General features: G+C 36.9%; 7 protein-coding genes. 6 read left to right on the forward strand and 1 reads right to left on the reverse strand.

The window, feature by feature from the left end:
* Positions 1–20: 20 nt before the first annotated feature.
* Complete coding sequence (locus WFK35_RS03980; protein ID WP_076393740.1) at positions 21–734, reverse strand: Crp/Fnr family transcriptional regulator; 714 nt, start codon at positions 732–734, stop codon at positions 21–23.
* An 89-nt stretch (positions 735–823) separates the two neighbouring features.
* Between WFK35_RS03980 and WFK35_RS03985 the strand changes: the two genes are divergently transcribed.
* The 6 genes from WFK35_RS03985 to WFK35_RS04010 all read left to right on the forward strand — a co-directional run.
* Positions 824–3199 (forward strand): heavy metal translocating P-type ATPase, encoded by a 2376-nt coding sequence (locus tag WFK35_RS03985; protein WP_336731460.1) that lies wholly within the window; start codon positions 824–826, stop codon positions 3197–3199.
* A gap of 109 nt (positions 3200–3308) precedes the next feature.
* Complete coding sequence (ccoS, locus tag WFK35_RS03990; RefSeq protein WP_235131974.1) at positions 3309–3515, forward strand: cbb3-type cytochrome oxidase assembly protein CcoS; 207 nt, start codon at positions 3309–3311, stop codon at positions 3513–3515.
* A gap of 21 nt (positions 3516–3536) precedes the next feature.
* A complete protein-coding gene (gene ccoN, locus WFK35_RS03995; protein ID WP_214587574.1) occupies positions 3537–5795 on the forward strand; it encodes a cytochrome-c oxidase, cbb3-type subunit I in 2259 nt (752 codons plus the stop codon).
* Positions 5796–5815: 20 nt separating this feature from the next.
* Positions 5816–6016, forward strand: coding sequence for a cbb3-type cytochrome oxidase subunit 3 (locus WFK35_RS04000; protein ID WP_076393748.1), 201 nt, complete (start codon positions 5816–5818; stop codon positions 6014–6016).
* Between the two features lie 10 nt (positions 6017–6026).
* Positions 6027–6908: a cbb3-type cytochrome c oxidase N-terminal domain-containing protein gene (locus WFK35_RS04005; protein ID WP_214587575.1), complete on the forward strand. Its 882-nt coding sequence runs from the start codon at positions 6027–6029 to the stop codon at positions 6906–6908.
* Between the two features lie 97 nt (positions 6909–7005).
* Positions 7006–7624 (forward strand): 4Fe-4S binding protein (locus WFK35_RS04010; protein WP_336731463.1); only part of this gene is annotated, 619 nt, incomplete at its 3' end.

Genomic DNA, 7624 nt, shown 5'->3' on the forward strand with positions numbered 1-7624 from the left:
CGACTTCAATTTTGTATGATTTATAAAACTACGTGACCTAGTTTCATTAATTTGTCGTGGTTGAGAATTTTGATGTTTCTTCCGTCTACTTCGATGAGATGATCTCCTTTGAATTCCGAGATCAGACGAATTGCACTTTCGGTTGCGGTTCCGATGATATTGGCGATTTCTTCTCTTGTTAAAGAAATTTTAATAAATCCTTCCGGATCGACTCCTAATTTCTGTTCTAATAACAGTAGAATTTCCGCGAGTCTTTCTCTTACGGTTTTCTGAGCAAGGAAAGTAATGGTATTGGAAGATTCTCCCAGTTCATAAGCTATTTTCTGAAGCATCACAAAGGAAAGCTGGGAATCTACTTCTAACAGATACATAAAAATATCTGCCGGTAAAAAAGTAGCTTCAATATCCGTCATAGCTTCTGCTTTCGCCTGAAAATTTTCTCCGCAAAGCAAAGAACGGTAACCGATGATGTCGCCTTCTTTAATGAATCTCAGGATCTGATCCTTCCCGAAAGCTCCCGATTTTGATAACTTCGCTGCTCCTTTTTCCAGAACGAACACGCCTTTTGGCGTTTCCCCGTCTTCGAAAATAGTTTCGTGTTTCTGAAAACTCAGTTTCTTTTTAGCGTTAATGTATTTTTCAAAATCAGCACTGGAAAGCCTTTCCTTGAATGATTTATCATTAAAAACTCTTGCGAACCTCTCCTCGATTGCAATTTGTTGTTCCTGCGACATTTTATATGACATTTATCACAAAAATAGAACTTTTTAACTCGATAAACAAAAAAAATTGTTATAATTTTGTAGTTCAATAATTTATGAAGGTGAGCGAGAACTGTTTTCATTGTGGTCAAGGGATCGAAAAAGAAAGAATTTTGTTTGATGAAAAGACTTTCTGCTGCAACGGTTGCAAATCTGTTTATGAAATTCTGAATACGAACAACTTAAGTAATTTTTATGAATTAAATAAACGTGCAGGAATCCGTCCGGACGAAAGTTCCTCACAGTTCGAATATCTCGACACTCCTGAAATCTTTGAAAAGGTAACGGATTTTTCTGAAGGAAGCACAAGTTTAGTCACTTTTAAAATCCCTGTAATCCATTGTTCTTCATGCATATGGCTTTTGGAAAGCCTTCATACATTAAATAAAAACATCAAATATTCTCAGGTTAACTTCACCAGAAAGACCTTACAGATTTCTTTTAATCATAACGATTTAAAATTAAGCGAATTAGCTAATTTTTTAACGAATTTAGGCTACAAACCGGTTATCAGTCTGGAAACCGCCGATAAAAACGTTGAAAATTTAGATAAATCCTTACTGGTAAAATTTGCTATTGCGGCTTTTGCCTTTGGAAACGGGATGTTCCTTGCTTTTCCGGAATATGTAGGCGGAGAAGATTACTGGATGGAGCATTACAAAGGGCTTTTCAGGGCTTTGATGTGTCTTTTGGCAATTCCTGTCGTGGTATATTCTGCTTCAGATTATTACAAATCTGCCTGGTACGGTCTGAAAAATAAAATTGTGAATATTGACGTTCCGATTGTTTTGGGAATTATTGTCCTTTTCGGGCGAAGTTTATATGAAGTTGCCACGAATTACGGTCCCGGATATTTTGATACTTTGTGCGGACTTCTGTTCTTCATGCTTTTGGGGAAAATCTTTCAGAAAAGAACGTACAATGCGCTTTCATACGATAGAGATTACAAATCTTTCTATCCTATTGCGGTTACAAAAGTTGATTTTGAAGGTAAACAGGAAAATATTCTGCTTTCTGAAATCAAAGTGGGCGACCGGATTTTGGTAAGAAATCAGGAGATTATTCCTGTGGATGCAATTTTAATTAACGGTGAAGGTAATATTGACAACAGTTTCATTACCGGAGAAAGCGAGAGCATCAGCAAACAACCGGGAGATAAAATTTTCGCCGGAGGAAAACAGATCGGATCATCATTGGAACTTGAAGTGATTAAGAATGTCGACCAAAGTTATCTTACGCAGCTTTGGAATAAGGAAGCCTTCAAAAAACATGAAACCGGACTTGATACGTTAACGAACAACATCAGTAAATACTTCACTTTCATTATTTTAGGAATCGCCTTACTTTCAGCAATCTATTGGTATACGGTAGATCTGGAGAAAATGTTTCAGGTAATTTCCGCGATTCTTATCATCGCCTGTCCATGTGCGCTTGCGTTATCTGCTCCATTTACATTCGGGCACATCATGAGGATTCTGGGAAGAAATAAATTTTATGTAAAAGATACTTTAACAATTGAGAAAATTGCCAAATTAGACACGATTGTTTTTGATAAAACCGGAACTATTACGCACAGAAAAAAATCAAATATTAAATTTGAAGGCGCTGAGATAAAAGAATTTGATTTACTGAATATCAAAACATTACTAAAAAATTCCAATCACCCGCTTTCAAAATCATTATACGAATTCATAGAGGCAAAAGATGAATATTTTCCGGTTGAAAATTTTCAGGAAATTTCAGGAAAGGGCTATGAAGCAAGTGTGAGGGGAAATGTTTATAAAATCGGTTCTGCGAGGTACAATAATCAGGAATCAAAAAACCTTGAAACCGCCGTTTATATCAGTAAAAACAATGAATTTTTAGGGAAATTTATCTTTAAGAATGAATACCGCGAGAATTTAAAGGATTTGTTTAAAAAACTTACCCATTATAAAGTTTTCATTCTGAGTGGCGACAATTCTTCAGAGGAAAATCAATTAAAGGAATTAATTCCGAATTACAAAGGAATGGCTTTCAATCAAAATCCTGAAGACAAGCTTAATTATATCCAAAACCTTCAGAATCAGAACATGAAAGTTGCGATGCTTGGAGACGGGCTGAACGATGCCGGAGCTTTAAAACAAAGCAATGTCGGAATTGCGATTGCAGATGATTCCAACAGTTTTACTCCTTCTTCCGATGTTATTATGAACGGTGAAAAAGTTGTAAGCCTTGATAAATACCTGAATGTCTGTAAAGGATCTATCACGATTGTGAAAATCACATTTATAATCAGTTTTCTTTATAATATTGTTGGTTTAAGTTACGCAGTTACAGGACATATGCATCCGCTTTTTGCTGCTTTAATTATGCCTGCAAGTTCAATTACGGTGGTTTCATTCACTACACTTTCGACCTGGATTCTGGGAAGAAAATACTTCAAAAAAGGGACTTAAAACAACTTATTTAGATTCGTTTTAAATTAGCTAAAAGCCGTATTTCGTGATGAAAGTCATTATTTTTCACTAAATTTGAAACCCGAAAATACGTTAATTTTGTTGTCTAATGGATATTCTATATTTAATGATCCTGTGCAGCGTTTCTTTGGCTGCAGTTTTCCTGGTCGTGTTTATAGTGTATGCCAGAAAAGGACAGTTTGAAGATGATGAATCTCCGGCTGTACGAATACTCTTCGACTCCGATGAGATCAAGGAAAAAGAAGAATCTGGCAACAAAGAAGGCGATGATGAAAAAGGAGAAAAGAAAAATTGAAGAAAAAAGTGAATAGTTGATATGGAAACACAAAAGTTTAGTTATGACAACAGTATTGTTCGGGCATTCCTCTATGCGACCGTTGGTTTCGGGATCATAGGATTTCTGTTCGGACTTACGGCGGCATTAATGCTTTTCTATCCTGAGCTTCCGGAATTCTTTTTTGGAACAGACGATACAACCATTAAGAGTTTAGGTGGAAGTATTGAGGGATTGATTAATACTCATGGAGCGTTCGGATTCGGAAGAATCAGAATGCTGCACACAACCACTGTAATCTTTGCATTCGTAATGAATATCGTTTATGTGGGAGTTTACTACTCTTTACAGCGATTACTGAAAACAAGGATGTACAGTGATACATTGTCCTGGATCCATTTCTGGACATGGCAGATTATGATTCTTGTAACCTACGTTACGTTCTTTATGGGAATCAACACTTCTAAGGAATATGCGGAACACGAATGGCCGATTGATATTCTGATTACATTCTCTTGGGTGATTTTCGGAGCCAATATGTTCTTAACGATTGCTAAAAGAAGAGTAAGACACCTTTATGTAGCGATCTGGTTCTATATCGGTACATGGATCGCAGTAGCAATGCTGCACATCTTCAATAACCTTGAAGTACCTTTGTCTTTCACAGGATGGAAATCTTATTCAGCTTATGCAGGGGTAAAAGATGCCATCGTACAATGGTGGTATGGTCACAATGCGGTTGCATTCGTATTGACAACTCCGGTTCTTGGTTTAATGTATTATTTCTTACCAAAAGCGGCAGACAGACCGGTTTTCTCGTATAAACTGTCTATCATTCACTTCTGGTCATTAATTTTCGTTTATATCTGGGCTGGTCCTCACCACCTTCAGTATACCGCTTTACCGGCTTGGGCACAGGCGGTAGGAACAGGTTTCTCTATCATGCTTATTGCTCCGTCTTGGGGAGGTATGCTTAACGGTCTTCTTACACTGAGAGGAGCTTGGGATAAAGTAAGAGAAAATCCTATTCTTAAATTCTTTGTTGTAGCAGTAACGTGCTACGGTATGGCAACTTTTGAAGGACCACTTTTAGCAACAAAAAACATTAACAAAATCGGTCACTTTACAGACTGGGTTATTGGTCACGTACACTTAGGTGCATTAGGATGGAATGGTTTCATGGCATTCGGTGTTATCTATTACCTGATCCCGATCTTATGGAGAACGAAATTATATTCTACAAGATTAGCTAACTGGCATTTCTGGTTAGGGACATTAGGTATCATTTTCTATGCGGTGCCAATGTATATCTCAGGGTTTACTCAAGGATTAATGTGGAAGCAGTTCAATCCGGACGGAACTCTAGTGTGGAAAAACTGGCTGGATACTGTAACAGCTATTATTCCTTACTTCAAAATGAGATTCGTAGGAGGATTATTTTATCTTTCGGGAGCAATCTTAATGGTGGTAAACTTAGTGGCTACTGTAAGAAAAGGGTCATTCCAGAAAGATGTACCTGCTGAAGCACCTGCATTGGCAAACATCAGCGGAAAACGTAAAGAAGGAGAAGGAACTCACCTTTGGTTAGAGAGAACTCCTGTATTATTAGGTATTTTATCTTTATTAACGATCTCTATCGGTAGTATGGTGGAAATTATCCCTACCCTGTCTCTTAAGAAAAGTGTGCCTACCATTTCAGCTGTAAAACCATATTCTCCACTGGAATTAGAAGGTAGAGATATTTATATCAGAGAAGGATGTAACGCTTGTCACTCTCAGATGGTAAGACCATTCAGAGATGAGATTGTAAGATTTAACGGTAAAAACGGTCAGTACTCTAAGGCAGGTGAATTCGTATACGACAGACCTTTCCTTTGGGGATCTAAGAGAACAGGACCGGATTTGCACAGAGAAGGGGGTAAAAACCCAAGTTCTTGGCATTACAAACATATGTATAACCCGAGATCAACTTCTGCAGGTTCTATCATGCCTCGTTACCCTTGGCTGATTGCAACAGATTTAGACAGATCTAAAATGGTTGACAAAATGAAGCTGATGAAGAGTGCTTTCGAAGTACCTTATACAAAAGCTGAAATAGATTCTGCCAACTCTTGGGCAAACAACCAGGCTTCAAAAATCGTAAGAGACATCATGTCTGAAGCACCGGATTTGAAGAAGGCATATGCACAAAAACCTAAAGGAGAACTGGAGAAAAAAGAAGTGGTAGCACTAATCTCCTATCTTCAAAGATTAGGAACGGACATTAAGACCACTGAAATCAAAACAGCAAGTAATAACTAATATATTAAAAGGTTCACATCATGATACCTCAGAATTTTAAAGACATCTTATCCAATACCGAAAATGCTGGTTTTTACCAGACTTTGGCTCTGATTTTCTTTATGCTGTTCTTCATCGCTCTTGTAATTTATGTTTTTAGCAAGCCTAAAAAATACTACAAGGAAGAAGAGGAAGCACCTCTGCAGGATGACAATGATGACGATTTTAATTTAAAAAATTAAACTACTTATTATGAAACAAAGAACACCGGTTGTTATAAACATTGTAATAATAATTGGACTTTTAATAGTTTTTTATTATCTTTTTGTACAAAGCTACGATTTCCTTACCTCTCCTTATTTCTGGGGAACCGTAATTATCGGAGGTATTTTAGCTTATATCCACAGTGCAATCGGAGATTTAATTGAGAATAATAAATTCAAAAAACTATCTCCAGAAGAAAAGGCAGCTTATTTGGCTGAAAAGAAAGTACCTTACTTTACAAGATTATATAATGCAGCATTCAAAAAGCAATCTGCAGCAGAAGAAAAGGATATCCTTATCGACCATGGTTTCGACGGAATCATGGAGTTGGATAACCAATTGCCAAAATGGTGGGTAGGTTTATTCTATTTTGGGACTGCTTTTTGTATTGTATATGTAGCGGCATTTTCTTTCACAGATTTCGCACATCCATTGAGCGAATATGAAAAAGAATACAAAGAACAATTGGCAGCAATTGAGAAATACAACAGTGAGCAGCCTCCTGTAACAATAGAAACAGCTAAATATTCGGCTGATAATATTGCTGAAGGAAAAGAATTGTTCAAAACAAACTGTGCATCTTGTCACAAGGAAGACGGTGGCGGAGGTATTGGTCCAAACCTTACTGATAACTACTGGATCAATCAGCCAGAGAAAACGTTATTCAAAAACGTTTTCCACATGGACTGGAATGGTTCTCCTAACAATCCTGCGATGAGAGCATTTGGTAAAAACGGAGAGGTTTCGGGTGCTGAAATTGAAAAGATTGCAGCGTATGTATATCACATCAACCAGGAATTACCTCCGGTAACACAGGCTCAGGGTGGTGCAGCTCCTCAGGGAACAGAAGCACATTGGGAAAAAGAATAATTTAACTTAAATAAATTAAAACGTATGAAAAACATAGTTTGTTATTAAATAAAAATAGTAACGAATTATGTTTTTCTTTTTTTAAAAACTATCATACATGTCAGATATAGAAGAAACAGAAGTACGCGGCGGACAGGGACAAGTTCTGGACCCTGAAACTTACAGAGATTCTATCGGGACAATGGAACAATCCGGTAAGAGGAAGTGGGTATTTCCCAGAAAACCAAAAGGAAAATATACCAACTACCGAAACATTGTAAGTTATGTTTTACTGCTCATTTATTTTGCAGTGCCATTTATTAAAATTAATGGTAATCCTCTTATTTTATTTAATGTAATTGACAGGGAGTTCTTTATTTTCGGACAGCCCTTTTATCCTCAGGATTTTTTCATCCTTACTCTTGGAGCAATTACTTCGTTAATATTCATCATTATTTTTACGATGGCTTTCGGAAGAATTTTCTGCGGATGGATCTGTCCTCAGACAATTTTTTTAGAATTTATTTTCCGTAAAATAGATTATCTTATCGAAGGAGACAGGAATAAGCAGATGAAGCTGGACCGACAGGAATGGAACACCGAAAAGATCTGGAAAAGAAGCCTTAAATGGACGATCTTCCTTATTATTTCCTTAATCATTACACATTTCATGTTCATGTATATTGTCGGATATGAAGAAGTATTCAGAATTGTTTCTGAAGGACCTTTTGCCAATC

It is taken from the genome of Chryseobacterium sp. VD8 (genome assembly GCF_037149975.1).
Classification (GTDB): Bacteria; Bacteroidota; Bacteroidia; order Flavobacteriales; family Weeksellaceae; genus Chryseobacterium; species Chryseobacterium indicum.

Excerpts from the sequence above, each read along its gene's own strand:
- WFK35_RS03980 (WP_076393740.1), bottom strand. The coding sequence starts at position 734 with ATGTCGCAGGAACAACAAATTGCAATCGAGGAGAGGTTCGCAAGAGTT.
- ccoS (WP_235131974.1), top strand. The coding sequence starts at position 3,309 with ATGGATATTCTATATTTAATGATCCTGTGCAGCGTTTCTTTGGCTGCA.
- ccoN (WP_214587574.1), top strand. The coding sequence starts at position 3,537 with ATGGAAACACAAAAGTTTAGTTATGACAACAGTATTGTTCGGGCATTC.
- WFK35_RS04000 (WP_076393748.1), top strand. The coding sequence starts at position 5,816 with ATGATACCTCAGAATTTTAAAGACATCTTATCCAATACCGAAAATGCT.
- WFK35_RS04005 (WP_214587575.1), top strand. The coding sequence starts at position 6,027 with ATGAAACAAAGAACACCGGTTGTTATAAACATTGTAATAATAATTGGA.